Origin of the sequence: Streptomyces mirabilis, from assembly GCF_039503195.1 — a bacterium.
GTDB classification, from domain to species: domain Bacteria; phylum Actinomycetota; class Actinomycetes; order Streptomycetales; family Streptomycetaceae; genus Streptomyces; species Streptomyces mirabilis_D.
In genome coordinates this window covers 10,783,147-10,800,061 of sequence record NZ_JBCJKP010000001.1, presented here as the reverse complement: position 1 = coordinate 10,800,061, position 16,915 = coordinate 10,783,147, and the positions used below count along the sequence as shown (strand labels likewise).

Sequence of the window (16,915 nt, the reverse complement as noted above, 5' to 3'; positions counted from 1 at the left end):
GGGAGTTCCTCTCATCGCGATGATTGCCGGCAGCGGAACCGGTAGGTCCCGACGGCCGCCGCTGCCCCGAGCACAGCGGCGACCGCGCCCGCGGCCAGCAGACGCCCGTCGCGGGCGGAGCCCTCGGGCCGGTCGGCGAGCTTCTCGGGGTGATCGGCGGGCAGATGCTGTCCGTCGAGGGCGAGCGCCAGGGCCTCGGCCAGGTGCAGTGCACGTCGGCCGGTGTCGCCCTGTTCGATCTGCGTACGGCAGCTGAAGCCGTCCGCGAGAACCAGCGCGCCAGGGGCGGTGTCCCGGACGGCGGGCAGCACCCCTTGCTCCGCCACGGTCATCGACAGGTCGTAATGGCCTCGCTCGAAGCCGAAGTTGCCGGCCAGACCGCAACAACCTGCGTCGAGGACGTTCGCGTCGATCCCGGCGCGGCGCATCAGTTCGCGGTCGGCGTCGTCCTTCGTCACCGCGTGCTGGTGGCAGTGGGTCTGCACGGTCGCCGCCCTGGTGAGGGACGGGGGCTGCCAGCCTTGCTGGGTGTGGTTGAGGAGTTGTTCGGCGAACGTCCTGAACTGCTCTGCCAGGCGCCGTACATCCTGGTCGTCCGGCAGCAACTCGATGGCGTCGGCGCGGAAGACGGCCGTACAGGACGGTTCGAGGCCGATGACGGGGGTGCCGGCCTCCAGCCAGGGTCGCAGCACGTCGAGCGTGTGGAGCAACACCCGCTTGGCGGTAGCGAGTTGGCCGGTCGAGATCCAGGTGAGGCCGCAGCACACGGACCGGGTGGGGACGGCGACGTTGAATCCGGCGCCCTCCAGGACCCGGACTGCGGACTTCGCGACATTGGGGTGGAAGTAGGTGCTGAACGTGTCCGGCCAGAGCAGGACGGTGCGCGGGTCGGCCGGATCGGGGTCGGGAGTCCCCCGCGCCTGCCACCACTGCACGAAGGACTCCTCGGCGAAGACGGGTGCGTCGCGCTCGGCGGCCACGCCGGCGAGGCTCTTGCCGAGGCGGGCGATGCCGGGCGCGCCGAGTGCCGCGTTGACGAGTCGCGGTGCCAGCCGGGACATCCGCGCCCACACCGGCAGCCAGCCCATGGAGTAGTGCGCCGCCGGCCGCAGCCGCCCTTCGTAGTGGTGGGAGAGGAACTCGGCCTTGTAGGTCGCCATGTCGACGCCCACCGGACAGTCGGACTTGCAGCCCTTGCAGGCCAGGCAGAGGTCCAGAGCGTCGCGGACCTCGGTGGAGCGCCAGCCGTCCGTGATCGCGGAGTCCGCGTGTCCGTCGAGCATCTCGAACAGCAGCCGGGCCCGCCCGCGCGTGGAGTGCTCCTCCTCGCCGGTCGCCCGGTAGGACGGACACATCACCCCGCCTTCGTGCGTACGGCAGTTGCCGATGCCGACACAGCGCATCACCGCCCGGTCGAAGGAATGGTCGTCGTCCGGATAGCTGAAGTGTGTGTCGTGGCTGTCCGGCCGCCACAGCGGTCCCAGACGCAGGTTCTCGTCCACGCGGTACGGGTCGACGACCTTGCCAGGATTCATCCGGTTGTCCGGGTCGAACAGGGCCTTCACCTGCCCGAACGCGGCCACCACGGCCTCCCCGAACATGCGCGGCAACAGCTCGCCGCGCGCCTGCCCGTCGCCGTGCTCGCCGGAGAGCGAACCGCCGTAGGAGGCCACCAGATCCGCGGCCCGGAAGAGGAACTCCCGGAATTTCGTGACCCCTTCGGCGGTGGTGGGTTCGAAGGGGATGCGGGTGTGTACGCAGCCCTGACCGAAGTGGCCGTACAGGGAGGGATGGTCGTAGCCGAACTCGGCGAACAGCTTCTTCAGGTCGCGCAGGTAGTCGCCGAGGACTTCGGGCGCCACGGCCGAGTCCTCCCAGCCCTCCCAGGTCTCCCGGCCACCGGGCGGCCGTGCGGTGACGCCGAGGCCGGCTTCGCGGGCCTTGAGCATCTTGCGTTCGCGCGCCGGGTCGTCGGAGAACGCGACCGTCGGATCGCCTTCGCCGCGTCCGAGCGCTTGGATCAACTCGCGGCCCTGCCCGTCGACTTCGTCCTGACTGTCCCCGGTGAACTGGACCAGGAGCCAGCTCTCGCCCTCCGGAAGCTGATGCAACGAGTCGAGATAGGCGCCCTCTTCACGCATCAACTGGGCCATCCGCCCGTCGAGCGCCTCCAGTTGGGTCGGCCTGCTGCGCTTCAGCAGCCGGGGCACGTCGCCGGCGGCCGTGCAGATGTCGTCGTAGCCGAGGACGAGGAGGGCTTCGTACGGCGGCACCGGCACGAGGTCGAGTTCGGCGCGCAGGACGGTCACGAGGGTGCCCTCGCTGCCCACCAGCGCCCGCGCCACGTCGAAGCCGTTCTCGGGCAGCAGCGAGTCAAGGTTGTATCCGGAGACCCGGCGCGGGATACGGGGGAATCCGCGCCGTACGTCCGCCATGGTGCGGTCGATGATCTGCCGCAGCCCTTGGTGGATCTCGGCGCGTCGGCCGCCGGCCGCAATGATCGCCTCGTACTCGTCGTCCGAGGTGGGGCCGACCCAGCAGCGGGTGCCGTCGTAGGTCAGGATCTCCAGGCGTCGTACGTTGTCCACGGTCTTGCCGTAGGCCTGGGCGGAGCCGCCGCACGAGTTGTTGCCGATCATGCCGCCGAGCGAGCAATGGCTGTGAGTGGACGGCTTGGGGCCGAACCGGAGCTGGTGGTCGGCGAGTTGGCGGTTGAGTTCGTCCAGGACGATGCCCGGTTCGACGACGCATGTGCGCTGTGCCGGGTCGATCGACAGCACCTTGTTGCAGTACTTCGTCCAGTCGATGACCACGGCGGTGTTGGTGCACTGGCCGCCCAGGCTTGTCCCGCCGCCTCGGGACAGCACCGGTGCCCCGAATTCGGCGCAGACCGCGACCGCGTCGGCGCCCGCCTCGATCGCGCGCGGGACCACGACGCCGATCGGGACCTGCCGGTAGTTCGAGCCGTCCGTCGCGTAGGCGCCCCGGCTCCCCGCGTCGAACCGCACCTCGCCGTCGACCCGCTCGCGGAGAGCCTTCTCCAGGGCATGTGTGTCCAGCGCCGTCTCCGATTTCCGGGCCTCGATCACCATCGGCTCCCCTCTACCAGCGCCCCGATACGGCGGGCCGCTCGGCTGCGCAGGACGAGTTCCCGGCGATCGGGGTGGCTAACGTCCGGTCCGGGCCGAGCGCCGGCACCCAGGTCCCGCCCGCGTTGCACCACGGCGCCCTCGTCGGTGCGTAGCGGGTCAGGGTCGGCCGTCCCGCCGGGGAGGACGAGGGTGCTCGTGGCCTTGGTCGGTGACCGCCTGCCACGGCTCGGTCACGTCGATCTGTTCGACCCTTTGAGCGCCATCAGGTATGCGATACGCATGGTGATCAATCCCCATGTACGGCTTGCCATGTCGTTTCGTCCCGCGTCGATTCGCTCCGTGTCCGGGCCGCCCGGCGGCAGCGCAGCAGTTCCTCTCCGTATGGCAGCAGGACGCACGCCGTCGATTCCGGCGGCTATGCCCGCGAGACAGCCGCGCGACAGCGGTCGTCGGCGCGGTACGAACCGCCAGGCGTTCGGGTCCGAACGCCCACCGTCAAGAAGGGCCTTGACCGTCGCGTCACCGACATCGGTTCCTTGCTGCCGGACGACGGGTCGCGACAAGGGGCGGAGCGAGGTCACACGGTTCTCCTCGGCGTCGGGGTGTTCGAGGCGGACGGAGGCCGAGGGGCGTCGTAACGGTCGGCTCTTCGGTCGTGGCCACTGCGTACCCGAAGACCGGAGACCGACACGGGGGTTTGTCCCCTCACTCCGAGGACACCCGCGTTTCACCCCTCGCGCGGTTTTCCGGAGAGGGACATGCCGTGGCAGTGCTCGCGGCATCCCCCCGGGGGACAGGCGACGGGTGATAGCCGAGTGCCCACATATCCGCGACCCACCTGTCGCGGCAGCCTCCGGGATCAGCTGCCATCACGGCGTCCGACCGGATCGTTTCAGGGCACTCGGCGAGCAGGAGGTACACGTCATGGTTCCCATCCTGTTGGTATTGCTCTTGGTGCTGATCCTCTTCGGCGCCGGTTTCACGGTCCAGATCCTCTGGTGGATCGCTCTGGCCGTTCTCGTCCTCTGGCTCCTGGGATTCCTGATGCGCGGAACGAGCGCGAGCGGAAATCGAGGACGTTGGTATCGCTGGTAGAGCTGTAGAGCTCGTAGCGTCCGATACGGGCCGCATTCTGATCGGAAACCCTCACACGACACCAGGAGCACCTATGAGCGAGCAGAAGCACTCGAAGCCCACCCCTCCGTCCCAGGCTCTCGGGGAAGGCGGCGACCAGGAGGCTCGGGACGAAGCGGAGGAAGCCGTGCGTCCCCGAACGCAGGAAGACGAGGAAAACAAGAATTCCGCATCGGACAACGCCGAGCGGAATTCCTCTAAGCAGAGCACGCAGGCTGCGACGTCGGATGAATCGGACGAATAGCGGCGGTCGGATAGGGCCCCGTCCGGTTCGTCGCCCCAGCCTGGAAGACTTGGAAACGCTCTTGGTTCAGCCGCCGCCGACAGCCCGAACGATCTTCAGGCGGACAGCCTAGTTCTCCGCGCCACGCAAGAGCCCCGGGACTCTGTGACGAGTCCCGGGGCCATGGTGCTCAGAGAGCTTCCGGTCAGGCGTGCGGGCCACCGAACGGGGCGCCCCCGGTGCCGTAATAGGTGCCCAGTTCGTCGCGGTAGCCCGGGTCACCGAGGTGCTTCTCGCGGTCGAACTCCGGGGATTCCTTGATCTGTTGCTTGGTGAGGCCGAGGAAGACCTTCTTCTCGTTCGGGTCGATGCTCACGACCGTGCTCGCCGGCAGCATGACCTCCTTGCCGAAGATCCACACACCGGCGTCGACCACCAGATAGGCGTCACCGACCTCGTCGGAGTGCTTGTCGACCTTGCCGATACTGCCGTCCTTCGCCTCGACCTTGTATCCAGTGAGGTCGGCGTCCGCAAGACGACCCGCGGTCGACCTGTAACTCCACACATTCTCAGTCACGCGAAAACAACTCCTCCGGTAAACGGAGGACGACGAAGACTCCCGCCGATCCTCCTTTTCCGTACGCCGTACACAGCGGCTTCTTCGACCGCCACAGTTGCGGGTGCCCGTCATCCGGGTTCGCACGCCCCGAATTCAAGCCGGCATCCCGAAACCTCTCCGGCTCTTGCAAATATTTTCACCCTCAACTACCAGCGACCGCTGCCACCCTTCGGACGCGCAACGAAGCCGACGAGCCACAAGACCAGGACGACGATCGCGACCCACCACAGAATTCTCAGCGCGAAACCCGCACCGAAGAGAATCAGGGCCAGCAGCAGAACAAGTAGCAGGGGAACCACAGTTGTCCACCTCCGAACCGTCGTGTGCCTGCGGGCCCTCCCGAACGTCGGCTACACGCATCGGACTGGGCTACCGCCGTGCCGGAGCGAAGTCCCGCCACGTCTCGAACGCGGTGTGTGCGGTGCTGAAGGAAAGATCGACGTCCGCGTCCCCGAACACAGGTACGTCAGCGGTGACCTGGCCGGCCTCAGAGCCGGTCAGGTCGAGCGTCCCCCATGGACGGGCCCTGGCGGTGGCATCCGCCAATGAAGATCGCCACAGGTACGCATCCGTCCTGTCTGGCAGGGCACTTGGTCGGTCATGGAGTGGGCGGGTTGGGCGGGAGGGGTGGTTCGTCGTCACGCCGGGGGTCCGGTACTGGCGGTGCGGCGGGTGTGGAGGGGACCGGGTCGTGAACGGGATCTGACGATGCAGGCCAGCAAGGCGGCGCTGGCCGCCTGTCTGGCGTGGGCGGTGGCCGGGTGGTGGTTGCGAGCGCCGGTGGCGTTCGTCGCCCCGTGGATGGCGGTCGTGCTGGTGGAGTCGACGGTGTACCGGTCGCTCGCGCACGGCCTGCAGCAGCTGGCGGCCATCGCGGTGGGCACGATGGTGGCGACAGCCGTCGCGTTGGCCCTGGGCGGCACGATGGTCTCGATGGTCGTGGTGCTTCCGGTGGTGCTGCTGCTGGCGCAGTGGCGGCGCCTGGGCAGCCAGGGCATCTATGCCGCCACCGGCGCGCTGTTCGTCCTGACCGACGGCCGGGTCACCCTGGCCACGTCGGGCGCGCGTATCGCGGAGGCGGTCTTCGGCGCGGTGGTCGGCATCGCGGTCAACGCGCTGGTCCGGCCCCCGGTGTACCTGCGCGACACCCGCGCCGCCCTCAAGGACGCCGCCGACGAGGCGCAGCAGATTCTGTCCGCGGTGGCCCAGGCACTGGCCGACGGTCAGTGGGACGGGCAGACAGCCCGGGGCTGGCACGAGCGCGCGCTACGACTGGGACGCCTGGTCGACCAGGGCCGCTCCGCGATCGGCTGGAGCCGCGAGAGCATGCGGGGCAATCACCGGGGGCTCGGCACGGGTGGCATCCCGCCGCCCGGCCAGGGGTACGACGACGCGCTGGCCATGCTGGACCAGGTCGCCGTGCACATCGCCGGTGTGACCCGCACCGTGCTGGAGATCGCCCTCCACGACGACGAGGCGGTCCGCACCGGCCCGCAGATCACCGGTCCCTACGCCGACTTCCTGCGCCACACCGCCCGGGCGGTCGGTCTCTACGGGCAGACCCGGTTCGCGCAGAACGGCACCGATCAGGCGGCCGAAAGGGCCCTCCGTGAGGCCGTGGACGAGCTGCGCGGCAGCCTCGACGAACTTCACCGGCAGCTGCCCGGCACCGTGCGGGACGATCCCGACGCGCTGGCGACGCACGGCGCCCTGGTGGTCCAGGCGCGCCGTCTGGCCGATCAGCTCGTCCAGGACTGACGATGTTGAGCGCGACGACAAACGGGGATCTGAACGCCCAGGTCAGTTCCGGCAGGCGGGCAACGTCCGCGCCCTGCAGGCCGGCGAAGAGGGTCGGAGTGGCCAGGACTGCGCGCTGCGCATGGCGAAAGCGACCGTCGTATCCAGGACTGCGTGCGGTACGGCGACGGACTGGTCCGGGGCAGAGCGGTGGCGGGTCCGCGTCCGCCGCCTCAGCAGGAGGATCGGCCAAGCCATGACGGGCGCTCAGGGCGCAGCTCGGGCAGGGTTCGGCAGACCAGGCCGTGCCTTCACTGCCCCATGAGCTCACACCGGACTTTCGCGCCGTGGCGCCACCAGTGGCCGCTAGTCAACTTGACCCGGCCCTAAAGGACCGGGCTTGGAGGTAGTGCCCAACTGGCTGCTGGGGTGAACTCCTCCGTTCAGACACCCCGTTATGGGGTGGCAGGGACGCGTGACTCACGCCCCGCATTCCACACGCTCCCGCCACGGGTGGCGATGTTGTGGGAAGCATTCCGGTCGGCGTGGGCAACGACCCCGCACCCCCGGCAGATGAAAAGCTCCTGGTCGACACGGTTGCGCTTGTCGAGGTGGCCGCACCCGGCGCACGTCTGCGACGTGTACGCGGGATCAACGAAGACCAGGGGCACACCGGCCCGCTTGGCCTTGTAGACGATGAAGTCTCCCAGCTGGGCGAAGGCCCAGGAGTGGAGTGCGACCCGTTGGGGCTTGCGGAGCCGTACCCGGTTGCGGATGCCCTTGAGTTCTTCGAGGGACAGGCCGCGCCCGGTGTGTTCAGCCTCGGTCACGATCGTCTTGGAGATGATGTGGTACTGGTTGGCGGCGTGCCGCGCCTCTTTGCGGGCACGGGCCTTGAGTCGCCGCTTGGCGCTGTTGGTGCGGCTTCTTCCGGAGCTTGGCCCGCAGGGCGAGCTGTCGTTTGCGGTACCGGTGGAGCCCCCGCCCGGCGGCGAGGTAGCCGGCGGAGGTGGTGGCGATGTTCTCGATGCCCAGGTCCACCCCGATGAAGCCGTCCGGCTCGTACCGCTCGGCCTCGGGCACGTCACAGGTGGCGACGAGGTAGAAGACGCCGTCGCGCTCGATCAGGTCGGATTCGCCCTGCCGGTGCACCTGGAGCATCTTGAGCGCGTCGGCGGAGCAGACGAAGCGGATGTTCTTGACCCGGCCGTCCACGGTCCAGATGGACACGGTCCGCTGGTCGTACTGCCAGCTCAGGCACCGGTCGTCATACGGCTGGGCGGCCTCGGGGCGAAAGGTGACCGGCTTGGACTCAGCCTTGCGGCGACGCCTGGAACCGTCCTTGCCGAGGTTCCCGGCCCGGATGTTGGCCTTGAGCGCGGTGTATGAGTCGCGCACCTTCTTGATGACGTGTTGCGCGGCCTGCGCTCCCAGCCCACGGGCTTTGAGTTCGGCATAGGTGTGATTGCGCAGCTCGTACTCACGCGGCACGCCGTGCTCGAACGCCACCTCCGACACCCAGTTCGCGGTGTCGTTGACCGTGCCCAGGGTGCGCTCAAGCGCGGACGCCTGCGCGGCGTCCGGCATGAGCTTGACCTGCGTCACGATCTTCATGAGCGTAATCGTAACGTTGATCTATGTCACCACGCAGGGAACCAACCCCCGAGATTCGCAGGGGCCATAGCGTCGTCGACACCCTGCACGCCCACTTGGTCTTCACCCCCAGTATCGGCGCGGACCGTTCACCGACGAGATCCTTCGGCGCTGCGAAGAGGTCATGCACGACGTGTGTACCGACTTCGGCGCGGAGCTGCGGGAGTTCAACGGCGAACGCGATCACGTCCACCTGCTCGTGCACTACCCGCCCAAGGTCGCCATCTCCCGGCTCGTAGACTCCCTCAAGGGCGTCTCCGCCCGGCGCCTGCGGCAGGAGTTCCCCGGCCACATCCGCAACTACCTGTGGGGTGACCACTTCTGGTCGCCGTCCTACTTCGCCGCCTCGTGCGGGGGCGCCCCGCTCGCTGTCATCAAGGAGTACATCGAAAACCAGAAACGTCCCCACCTGCGCGATACCCCAGTTGAACGCCACCCGGGCCGCACCGGCATGCCGCAGCAGCGCCCTGGCCTGACCAGGCGTCGGGTCCAGTGCAAACCGGTAGGCATGCGTGACGATCACCCGATCAGGCTACCGGCCGCCACCGACAACACCCCGCCCGTTAAAGGAAGTTGACAAACACTGAGATTCGAAGACGAAGCCCATAGCAGTTAAGACCCCTTTGGCAAGGAGAACTCGGCGGTCTCGAACGGGTAGCCGCCCAGGCCGAGCGGCGTCGAAGCCGGGACGCCAGGACAGGTGACCGTCCCGTCCGGACGCACCACCACCGGTTGCGGGTGTCCCGCACGGGCCATCGTGCAGGCCTCCGACACGGGGCCGCAGACCACGTAGAGACAGGTTGCTGCGGTCACCCCCTCCCCCTCATGGCGTCGCCACAGACCTGCGGACCGTGGTCACCTCGCTGCGTAGGAGCGCCGACCTGGAACGCTGTCGCCCCCGCACCGCACCCCCAAGGAGCCACGAGGCGCCGATCGGCGCCCCGCTCCCGGGCTGCCGGACCGGTGACATCATGGTTGGGTCCACCGGCCCGGCAGCCCAACCAGTTCAGCATCTCAGCCCGGGGCGCACACAACGGCGCCCGGCAGCACGAAGGCCCCGGCCCCTCAGGGAGATCGGTGCTTCGGGAGGAAGCTGACGCGGCCCCGGTGCCAGGCAGGTATCGGGGGCGGCGGACCGTACGACGTGGAGGTCGAGTCCCGCGCACGCGAGCTGGCCGCCGTCCTGCACGCGGCCCGCTACGGCGACCTCGAACCCCTGGCTCGTGCCGTGCCCCGCACGACCTGACCGATCAGGCCTCGCACCGCGCTCGACGAAGGGGACGACACGGAGGCTGCGCGGACGACCCTCGTTCCTGAAAGTCCATGGACGGGCCCTAGGCTGCGACCATGACGGAGATCAGGACCCCGACGCCCCGTGACGCCTTCGAGCTGCTGCTGGCCGGTAATCAGCGCTTCGTCGCCGGTGCCCCCGCGCACCCCAACCAGGACGCCACCCGCCGCGCCGAGATCGCACCGTCCCAGCAGCCCTTCGCCGTGCTGTTCGGGTGCTCCGACTCCCGGCTGGCCGCCGAGATCATCTTCGACCGCGGCCTGGGCGACCTGTTCGTGGTGCGCACCGCAGGCCACGTCATGGGCCCGGAGGTGCTGGGCAGCATCGAGTACGGCGTGGATGTCCTGGGCTGCCCGCTGGTCGTGGTCCTCGGCCACGACTCGTGCGGCGCGGTCGGCGCAGCGTGCGCCGCCCTGGAGAGCGGCATGACACCGGGCGGATACATCCGGGACGTCGTCGAGCGCGTGACCCCCAGCGTGCTGGCAGCACGGGCCGCCGGACAGGTTGAGCCCGAGGAGATCCTCGCCGAGCACGTAAGGCACACCGTCGACCTGCTGCTGGACCGCTCCCGGGTACTCGTGAAGAAGGTCGCCGCCGGCCAGGCCGCCGTGGTGGGCCTGTGCTACCGCTTGGCCGATGGCAGTGCACAGCTCGTCGCCTCTCGCGGCCTCGATGCGGCGGTTCCCGCCGCGTCCTGATCGCCCCGGGCGTGCTGCTCAGCGTGATGTGCCGTGGCCGGAGGACCCCCGTGTACCTGGACGAGGAACCCCTCGGGTTCACCGCGCGACCTCCAGGGAAGGGCCTCCGATGGCTCACGGAGCCGACCGCGCGCCCAGCACCGTCCCCCGCGCCGACCTGGTGCGGGCCGCGGGCTGCGAGGTGTGCCGGGATGGGGGCGGTCGTCACCGATGAGGGGCGGCACGAACTGTGCCTGGTCTGCCAGACCGGTGGGCGCTCAGCCGAATGGGCCGCCAATCCGCCCGGCCCCCGTCTCGGGGAGCAGTAAGGGCACAGCGTCGGTGCCGGTCACATGGAGGGCCGGGGCCCCGCGGCGCGGCGGATCCGGTGGGCGATCGCAAGTCCCAGGGCGACATCGCGGAGCTGATCACCCGGCGCCTCGCCATGCTCGCCCACAGCGGCCTCCAGGCCGTCGATGAGCCCACCGTGCGCGCAGTTGCCCACCAGGCCGTCCGCCCCGCACCCTCGGCCGCCGATCTGCCGGCGGATCCCGCGCTCACCGAGCTGCGTCGCGTCGTCGACGACCTCGCCGCCACCACCTACGCGATCGACGAGTTGATGCGCGAGGTCGCTCCGGCCTACCTGTCGGACACCGACGCCGCCGACCTCCTGGCGCCATTGTGCGAGGCGCGCGGCGAGAACCTCGAGCACGGCCTCGCCGCAGGCCGCTACGCCCTGTCCGGAAACCGCTGTACCCCGCACGGCGCCGTCCTGTGACCGCTACTGGGGCTCAGGACTCTGCGATGACCTCATCCGCCTGCATGCCCTTCTGCCCCTGCACCGCAACGAAGGTCACCTTCTGACCTTCTCGAAGGCATTTGAAGCCGCTGCCTTGGATCGCCCTGAAGTGCACGAAGAGGTCCGGGCCACTTTCGGGGGTGATGAAGCCGAACCCTTTCGCTTCGTTGAACCACTTCACCGTGCCGGACTGGCGCTCAGACATAACGCCCGCCTGGCTGATCAACCCGCTGAGGGAATGAAACGAGTCCGGCTTCGAAGAGATCCGGAGCGGGATCGGGTGACCGGAGAGCAGCCGTACGCAGATCCGGCTATCGCTGCCCGCCGCGAAGGTGCTCGCGGCACTGCCCGAGCATGCGGAGCAGATGGTCTGGGACGTCCTGGACGCCGCGGTGCGTACGAGGCGCACGGTGGCCGGATGCGGATCCTCCTCGGTCCTGCTTGATCGGCAGAACGAAGGGAAGAACCGCGAGGTGGATTTCTCGTTCGAGATCGTCGTTAGCTCGAATCACGAAGTCGTAGCGCCCCTCCGAGGGGCGGCCATCGTGCGTTCGTCGCACGAGCAGACGGTGGCCGCGGTCCAGGCGGCCTACGGGCTGCGACCGGCCGTTCCGGAGGCGTGGCCTCCTTCGACGACATCGAGCAGCACTTCGCCGATCACCCGACGACGACCCAGAAGGCAATCCAGAGGATTGAAGAACACCCGAACTACAAGCGGACGCTCGAACCCCGATCGCGCCGTCACGGATCAACGGGACGCTGACCAGCGTCAAGGCGGTGCAGCGCCGCGTCGGCCCGGATGGCGCGGACCCCCTGTTCCAGCGGGACGAGCGAGCACGGCGCTACCGCATCGACGACGCGCTTGTCGCCGGGCTCAAGCGAGCCTTCGCCCTCGCGGATGCCCGCCCCGGCCTGCTGCGCGGCGAACCGGCCGGACCGGCCACCCGATCCGGGCACACGGTTTCTGTCGAAACGGCAATCCAAAAGAGCGCCGCTTACGTAATCAAAATGCAGCGGCAACCAGGGATACGTTCCTGGCCAGGCGCCGATCGCCTCAGCCGCGGTGATCAATTCTTTCCATGGAGACCCGACGAGCGCGGTGCACCCCCTCGCACTTCGCAGGCGTGGGCAGCGGCCGGATCCTCCCTCATTGCGCGCCGGAGTGGCGCCGGCTTGAGGGTCAGCTCTCACTCCCTGTGGAGGTCGGGGGTGAAAGTTGTCGTTGATCTTTCCCGATGCGAGGGGTAGGCGCAGCGCGCGTTCCTGGCTCCGGAGGCGTTCCGGATGCACGGTGAGAAAGCGCTCATGTACGAGCCGCACCCCGACGACGCCCGGCGCGACCAGGTGCTACGTGCCGCGGCAGCCTGCCCGTTCCAGGCGATCCTGGTCGACCAGCTGCATGCGCGGCACGCACCGGTGGAGGCATCGCCATGATGACCAGTGCCGACAACCTGCGTGCGTTCAAGCGCGATGGCCGCATCGTGATCGTCGGGGCGTCGCTGGCGGGGCTGCGGGCCGCGGAGGCTCTGCGAGACGAGGGTTTCACCGGATCGTTGACCATGATCGGTGACGAGTTGGGCGAGCCCTACGACCGGCCTCCCCTGTCCAAGCAGGTACTGACCGGGTGGGTGCCGGCGGACGGCACCACTTTGCCCCGCCGTCGTGGCATCGATGCGCAGTGGCTGCTGGGCGTGCCCGCCAGCGGGCTGGACCTCGCGACGAACCACGTACATCTCGCCGACGGACGCGAGGTTCCCTTCGACCGGGTGCTGATCTCCACCGGGGTACGGGCCCGGCCGTGGTTCGTCGAGTCCGAGGCGGCCCTGAACGGTGTGTTCGTCGTACGTACGCGCGAGCATGCCGAGAGCCTGCAGCGAGCCCTCGCCGCCGGGCCCTCCCGGGTACTGGTCATCGGTGCGGGCTTCACCGGCTCCGAGATCGCCTCCGTCTGCCGCGAGCGGGACATCCCGGTGACCGTCGCCGAACTCGCACCGGCCCCGCTGGTCGGCGCACTCGGCGCCATGGTCGGCGAGGTGGCGGCGGACATGCAGCGCGCCCACGGCGTCGACCTGCGCTGCGGCGTCAAAGTCACCCAGCTGGAAGGCGACGCCCAGGGGCACTTCCGCCGCGCCCACTTCTCCGACGGCAGCACTATCGACGCCGATGTGGCGGTGGTGGCGCTCGGGAGCATCCGCAACACCGAGTGGCTGCGGAAGTCGGGACTGGCGGCGGGCGTGTGGGGAATCACCTGTGACACGGGTTGCCGCGCCCTCGACATCCATGGCCGCGTCGCCGACGACGTCTTCGCCGCGGGAGACGTGGCACGTTGCCCGAACCCCATCTACGAATACCGGCTCATCGCACTGGAGCATTGGGCCAACGCAGTGGAGCAGGCAGAGGTCGCGGCACACAACATGGTCAGCGCCCGGGCGGACGGCTGGGCGCACCTGTCCATCCCGCTGTTCTGGTCGATCCAGTTCGGCGTCAACATCAAGTCCGTCGGCGTGCCGATCTTCGCCGACGAGGTGGTCGTCACCCAGGGATCGCTGGACGACCACCGTTTCGTCACCGTGTATGGCTATCGGGGCCGCGTCACGGCCGCCGTGAGCTTCAACAACGGCAAGTGGCTGGACCACTACCGACGGTTGATCGAGACGGCAGCACCTTTCCCGCCCCCCTGTCCCACGCCGGACCAGCCGGCCGACATGAAACCGGTGCCCGTCGACTTCGCCGGCCCCGCCCTGTTCCCGCAGGGCGCCACGGCGGTCGTCACAGGCCATGACCCGGGTGAGCGCCGCGTCACGGCTGTGCACCGGCATCGGCAGGAGGAAGGCAGGACGGCTGCGACCGGGACGCCCGGCACGCTGCAACGGATCTTCGACTACTCCGCCCGGGCCGACCCCTACCCGTTGTATGCCGAGTTGCGCCGGACGCCGGTGGCTCGGCAGGAGGACGGCAGCTACGTCGTCAGCGCCTATCGCGAGATCACGGACATACTGAATGACCCGCATCTGAGTTCCGACGTGCGCAATCTGTCGCGTCCGATGCCCTCGGTCGAGGGAGGGGCCACGTCGTCGTTCATCCACATGGACTCGCCCGAGCACGATCGCCTGCGGCGTATGGCGACGCGTCACTTCGGCCCCCCGCACACCCCTGGGTTGGTGACCGGACTTGAAGGCTTCCTGACCGCCACCGTCCGCAGGCTGATCGACGATTTGGTGGGCAAGGAGCAGATCGACGTCGTCGATGATTTCGCCTTCCCGTTCCCCGTAACGGTGATCTGTCACTTGCTCGGCGTGTCACGCGAGAACGAGCCGAGGTTCCACCTCTGGGTGAACGACATCATGAACTCGATCGACTACGACCCCAAGACCGACCCGAAGGAAAAACGGGACAAGGGCGTACAGGCCCGCAAAGAACTGCTCCAGTGCCTCGGCGAGCTGGTGGAACAGCGCCACGGCCGGCCGGGAGACGACTTGCTGTCACGGCTGGCCAACGACGACGGGCCTGACGGTCGGATGGCCGACGCCGACATCGTCGCCACCGCCAAACTGCTCCTCATCGCCGGCCATGAGACCATCGTCAACCTCATCACCAACGGCATGCTGACGCTGCTGCGCCACCCGCAGGTGCTGCAACGACTGCGCGACGAACCGGACCTCGTCGTGCCGCTGGTCGAGGAACTGCTGCGCTACGAGCCCCCCGTGCAGATCATTCCCTGGCGGGCGGCGTACAGCGACATCGCCGTCGCCGACACCGTCATCCCCAAGGGCTCGCAGATCATGCTCATGCTTGCCTCAGGCAGCCGCGATCCGAAGCGCTTCCACGATCCGGACCGATTCGACCCGGACCGGCGTGACAACCAGCACCTGGGGTTCGGCAGCGGCATCCACCTGTGCTTCGGTGGCCCGCTGGCCCGGCGGGAAACCCAGATCGCGCTGACCGAGCTGGTACGCCGGCTCGACCGGCCCAGGCTGGTCGCCGACCCGCCGCCGTACCGGCCCAGCCCCGTTCTTCGGGGTCCGATCCATCTGGACATCGAGCAGGGTGACCGTTGACGCGGCAACCGAGGGCCGTTGGAAGGTCACGCCGCGGCCGACGGGCCGACTCTGCATTCGACAGCAACCCGCTACCCTCCTCGGCTCCCATCCCGTCCACCGTCGACCCACACACTGTGGAGCGGACGTGGTTCATGGCGTTCAGGTGGAGCGCGCCACTGTGCCTACGACGACCTCGCGGGCCTGGCGGCGCTGCTCGGCGCCACCCCCAGCGTCGTGGAGCACGGCCTGTTCCCTCCTACGCTGGTCGCCGACGTATTCGTCGCCCGCGACGACTCGGTCGAGCACCACAATCATGTCAAGTCCCGAGCCTGAGAGGATATTTGGTGTGGGCGGATTGCCCTTCATCTCCTCCACTCCGGGGCCCGGTCCTCTGTCGCCAGTTCCCGCACCTGCTGATTCCCAGCCATCAAGCAGGGTTGGGGCCGTCGCGCGCGATACCGGACCCGGTTCCTGGGTGCGCGGTGGCCGGGCTCATCCGCCGGCTTACCGTGAGGTGAGTGGGGGTGGGCGTGCGCTGTGCCAAATGAACGAGGAGGCCACGGGTGCCCTTGGGCGGTGGGCCGGAGCGGCTGCGGGCCCGTGATCCGGGCCTGAGGGCGGTGCGTCGTTCGGCGCGGGTGACGCTGGTGGCCTGCACGGGGTTCTACGCGGCGCGCTACGGTCTGGGAAACCATGTCGCGGCGGTCTACGCGCTGTTCGGCGCGATCGGCTCCGGTGGGATGTCCTTCGTCCCGGGTACGCCGCGTGAGCGCGCCCGCACGCTGCTGGCGGCGTTACCGGTCGCGGCCGCGTGGGACGAACTCCGTGTCGAGCGTCCAGCCGGGCCCGGCCGCCTGCCGGCGCTCATACAGCGCCTCCAGCACCGCCAGCGCCCTCTCCCAACTCCTCGTCCCACTCCCCCGCGTGTGCCCATGTCCGTACGCGTTTGCCGACCGTAGACGCCGACGCCGGTCTGCAAGGTGCGAAGGAGAGAAGGCAAGCCCAGCGGGTGACATCGGCTGCCACAGGCGCGTCGGGCGGGACGCCACCGTCAGACGTCTGGGGTACCGCAGGCGTCTGCTGCTCTGATCCGGGCCAGCCACGACGAACCAGGGTCCAAACAGATGCCGAAGGGGCTCGGCCGGGGATCCGGCCGAGCCCCTTCAAACTGCCCGAGGACCTGCGCGGGTGAACTGCCCGCCGGTCCTGGCGAACTGGCGGCAGGCACTGGGGCAGGCCTTCTTGGTCTCCTGGTAATGGTGTGTCCTGCGGACTGTTATGCAGCCGCCGCTAGGGAGACGGTGCCGTGCTGCCGGCCGGGGAGCAGCGCCTGCTGCATGCAGCACAGCCCCGGACCGCAGGCGGCTGCAGCACAGTCGGGACCGGCCTGCTGCTCGAGCAGCACCCGTATCCCGTCCGGGCCGTGCAAATGCTGCGTTACACCACCACTCCAGCCAGCACCACGACGACCACCACCAGGACGACGAACTCGAGCAGCACCACCACGATGACGACCACCCCGCCCATCAGCAGCAGCCTCCGGCTGCACGCCACTATGAGCAGCAGGACGACAAGCAGCACCATGCAGCAGCCGCAACCGCATGCCTGTGAGGGCGAAGAGAGCCACCTTCATGGACCCTGGCAGGTCCT

At 68.8% G+C, this 16,915-nt stretch carries 15 protein-coding genes and 5 pseudogenes; 10 read left to right on the top strand and 10 right to left on the bottom strand.

Going from position 1 to position 16,915, the window contains the following annotated elements; genetic code table 11:
* Positions 1-11: 11 nt before the first annotated feature.
* A complete protein-coding gene (locus AAFF41_RS49435) occupies positions 12-3,092 on the bottom strand; it encodes an FAD-binding and (Fe-S)-binding domain-containing protein (protein WP_343326156.1) in 3,081 nt (1,026 codons plus the stop codon).
* A 924-nt stretch (positions 3,093-4,016) separates the two neighbouring features.
* Between AAFF41_RS49435 and AAFF41_RS49430 the strand changes: the two genes are divergently transcribed.
* Entirely contained in the window at positions 4,017-4,187 is a 171-nt protein-coding gene (locus AAFF41_RS49430) for a hydrophobic protein (protein ID WP_319753309.1), read from the top strand.
* A gap of 73 nt (positions 4,188-4,260) precedes the next feature.
* On the top strand, positions 4,261-4,470 hold the full coding sequence (locus AAFF41_RS49425; RefSeq protein WP_319753308.1) for a hypothetical protein: 210 nt from the start codon (positions 4,261-4,263) through the stop codon (positions 4,468-4,470).
* Positions 4,471-4,654: 184 nt separating this feature from the next.
* Here the strand turns inward: AAFF41_RS49425 and AAFF41_RS49420 are convergent, their stop codons facing one another.
* A complete protein-coding gene (locus tag AAFF41_RS49420) occupies positions 4,655-5,026 on the bottom strand; it encodes a PRC-barrel domain containing protein (protein ID WP_343326155.1) in 372 nt (123 codons plus the stop codon).
* A gap of 188 nt (positions 5,027-5,214) precedes the next feature.
* The gene (locus AAFF41_RS49415; protein ID WP_319753306.1) at positions 5,215-5,367 is read right to left on the bottom strand and encodes a hydrophobic protein; all 153 of its coding nucleotides are present in this window, start codon (positions 5,365-5,367) and stop codon (positions 5,215-5,217) included.
* 409 nt (positions 5,368-5,776) lie between these two features.
* Here AAFF41_RS49415 and AAFF41_RS49410 point away from each other — a divergent pair, with 409 nt between their 5' ends.
* A complete protein-coding gene (locus AAFF41_RS49410) occupies positions 5,777-6,826 on the top strand; it encodes an FUSC family protein (protein ID WP_343326154.1) in 1,050 nt (349 codons plus the stop codon).
* Between the two features lie 434 nt (positions 6,827-7,260).
* Here the strand turns inward: AAFF41_RS49410 and AAFF41_RS49405 are convergent.
* A pseudogene (locus tag AAFF41_RS49405) lies at positions 7,261-8,419 on the bottom strand (RNA-guided endonuclease InsQ/TnpB family protein).
* A 23-nt stretch (positions 8,420-8,442) separates the two neighbouring features.
* Between AAFF41_RS49405 and tnpA the strand changes: the two are divergent.
* Positions 8,443-8,864 (top strand): annotated as a pseudogene (gene tnpA / locus AAFF41_RS49400) (IS200/IS605 family transposase); the annotation flags it as partial.
* A 51-nt stretch (positions 8,865-8,915) separates the two neighbouring features.
* On the opposite strand, the pseudogene AAFF41_RS52055 reads toward tnpA, so the two are convergent.
* Both AAFF41_RS52055 and AAFF41_RS49395 read right to left on the bottom strand, forming a co-directional pair.
* A pseudogene (locus AAFF41_RS52055) lies at positions 8,916-8,981 on the bottom strand (helix-turn-helix domain-containing protein); the annotation flags it as partial.
* A 92-nt stretch (positions 8,982-9,073) separates the two neighbouring features.
* Positions 9,074-9,286: pseudogene (locus AAFF41_RS49395) on the bottom strand (SpoIIE family protein phosphatase); the annotation flags it as partial.
* Positions 9,287-9,805: 519 nt separating this feature from the next.
* Here AAFF41_RS49395 and AAFF41_RS49390 point away from each other — a divergent pair.
* The gene (locus AAFF41_RS49390) at positions 9,806-10,447 is read left to right on the top strand and encodes a carbonic anhydrase (protein ID WP_319753298.1); all 642 of its coding nucleotides are present in this window, start codon (positions 9,806-9,808) and stop codon (positions 10,445-10,447) included.
* A gap of 367 nt (positions 10,448-10,814) precedes the next feature.
* Positions 10,815-11,204 carry a hypothetical protein gene (locus AAFF41_RS49385; RefSeq protein ID WP_319753297.1) on the top strand — a complete coding sequence of 130 codons (390 nt, stop codon included), beginning with the start codon at positions 10,815-10,817 and terminating at the stop codon, positions 11,202-11,204.
* A gap of 13 nt (positions 11,205-11,217) precedes the next feature.
* On the opposite strand, the gene AAFF41_RS49380 is transcribed toward AAFF41_RS49385, so the two are convergent.
* Both AAFF41_RS49380 and AAFF41_RS49375 read right to left on the bottom strand, forming a co-directional pair.
* Positions 11,218-11,430, bottom strand: coding sequence for a cold-shock protein (locus AAFF41_RS49380; protein WP_343326483.1), 213 nt, complete (start codon positions 11,428-11,430; stop codon positions 11,218-11,220).
* A gap of 536 nt (positions 11,431-11,966) precedes the next feature.
* Entirely contained in the window at positions 11,967-12,296 is a 330-nt protein-coding gene (locus AAFF41_RS49375; protein ID WP_319753296.1) for a hypothetical protein, read from the bottom strand.
* Positions 12,297-12,488: 192 nt separating this feature from the next.
* On the opposite strand from AAFF41_RS49375, the gene AAFF41_RS49370 reads away from it, so the two are divergent.
* From AAFF41_RS49370 to AAFF41_RS49360, 3 genes and pseudogenes are all read left to right on the top strand, one after another.
* Positions 12,489-12,659: a ferredoxin gene (locus AAFF41_RS49370; RefSeq protein WP_343326482.1), complete on the top strand. Its 171-nt coding sequence runs from the start codon at positions 12,489-12,491 to the stop codon at positions 12,657-12,659.
* Positions 12,659-14,029 (top strand): annotated as a pseudogene (locus AAFF41_RS49365) (NAD(P)/FAD-dependent oxidoreductase); the annotation flags it as partial. The gene AAFF41_RS49370 and the pseudogene AAFF41_RS49365, both read left to right, overlap by 1 nt.
* A 240-nt stretch (positions 14,030-14,269) precedes the next feature.
* Positions 14,270-15,283, top strand: coding sequence for a cytochrome P450 (locus AAFF41_RS49360; RefSeq protein WP_343326481.1), 1,014 nt, complete (start codon positions 14,270-14,272; stop codon positions 15,281-15,283).
* Between the two features lie 141 nt (positions 15,284-15,424).
* Here AAFF41_RS49360 and AAFF41_RS49355 read toward each other — a convergent pair whose 3' ends face one another.
* A complete protein-coding gene (locus AAFF41_RS49355; protein ID WP_319753295.1) occupies positions 15,425-15,640 on the bottom strand; it encodes a hypothetical protein in 216 nt (71 codons plus the stop codon).
* Between the two features lie 188 nt (positions 15,641-15,828).
* Here AAFF41_RS49355 and AAFF41_RS49350 point away from each other — a divergent pair, with 188 nt between their 5' ends.
* Positions 15,829-16,224 (top strand): hypothetical protein, encoded by a 396-nt coding sequence (locus tag AAFF41_RS49350; protein ID WP_319753294.1) that lies wholly within the window; start codon positions 15,829-15,831, stop codon positions 16,222-16,224.
* A gap of 478 nt (positions 16,225-16,702) precedes the next feature.
* Here the strand turns inward: AAFF41_RS49350 and AAFF41_RS49345 are convergent, their stop codons facing one another.
* Positions 16,703-16,849, bottom strand: a complete 147-nt coding sequence (locus AAFF41_RS49345) for a hypothetical protein (RefSeq protein WP_343326153.1) — start codon at positions 16,847-16,849, stop codon at positions 16,703-16,705.
* Positions 16,850-16,915 lie beyond the last annotated feature (66 nt).

Bases quoted from the DNA above. Each gene is read 5' to 3' on its own strand.
- AAFF41_RS49435 (WP_343326156.1), bottom strand. From the start codon at position 3,092: ATGGTGATCGAGGCCCGGAAATCGGAGACGGCGCTGGACACACATGCC.
- AAFF41_RS49430 (WP_319753309.1), top strand. From the start codon at position 4,017: ATGGTTCCCATCCTGTTGGTATTGCTCTTGGTGCTGATCCTCTTCGGC.
- AAFF41_RS49425 (WP_319753308.1), top strand. From the start codon at position 4,261: ATGAGCGAGCAGAAGCACTCGAAGCCCACCCCTCCGTCCCAGGCTCTC.
- AAFF41_RS49410 (WP_343326154.1), top strand. From the start codon at position 5,777: ATGCAGGCCAGCAAGGCGGCGCTGGCCGCCTGTCTGGCGTGGGCGGTG.
- AAFF41_RS49390 (WP_319753298.1), top strand. From the start codon at position 9,806: ATGACGGAGATCAGGACCCCGACGCCCCGTGACGCCTTCGAGCTGCTG.
- AAFF41_RS49380 (WP_343326483.1), bottom strand. From the start codon at position 11,430: ATGTCTGAGCGCCAGTCCGGCACGGTGAAGTGGTTCAACGAAGCGAAA.
- AAFF41_RS49360 (WP_343326481.1), top strand. From the start codon at position 14,270: ATGCCCTCGGTCGAGGGAGGGGCCACGTCGTCGTTCATCCACATGGAC.
- AAFF41_RS49345 (WP_343326153.1), bottom strand. From the start codon at position 16,849: ATGGTGCTGCTTGTCGTCCTGCTGCTCATAGTGGCGTGCAGCCGGAGG.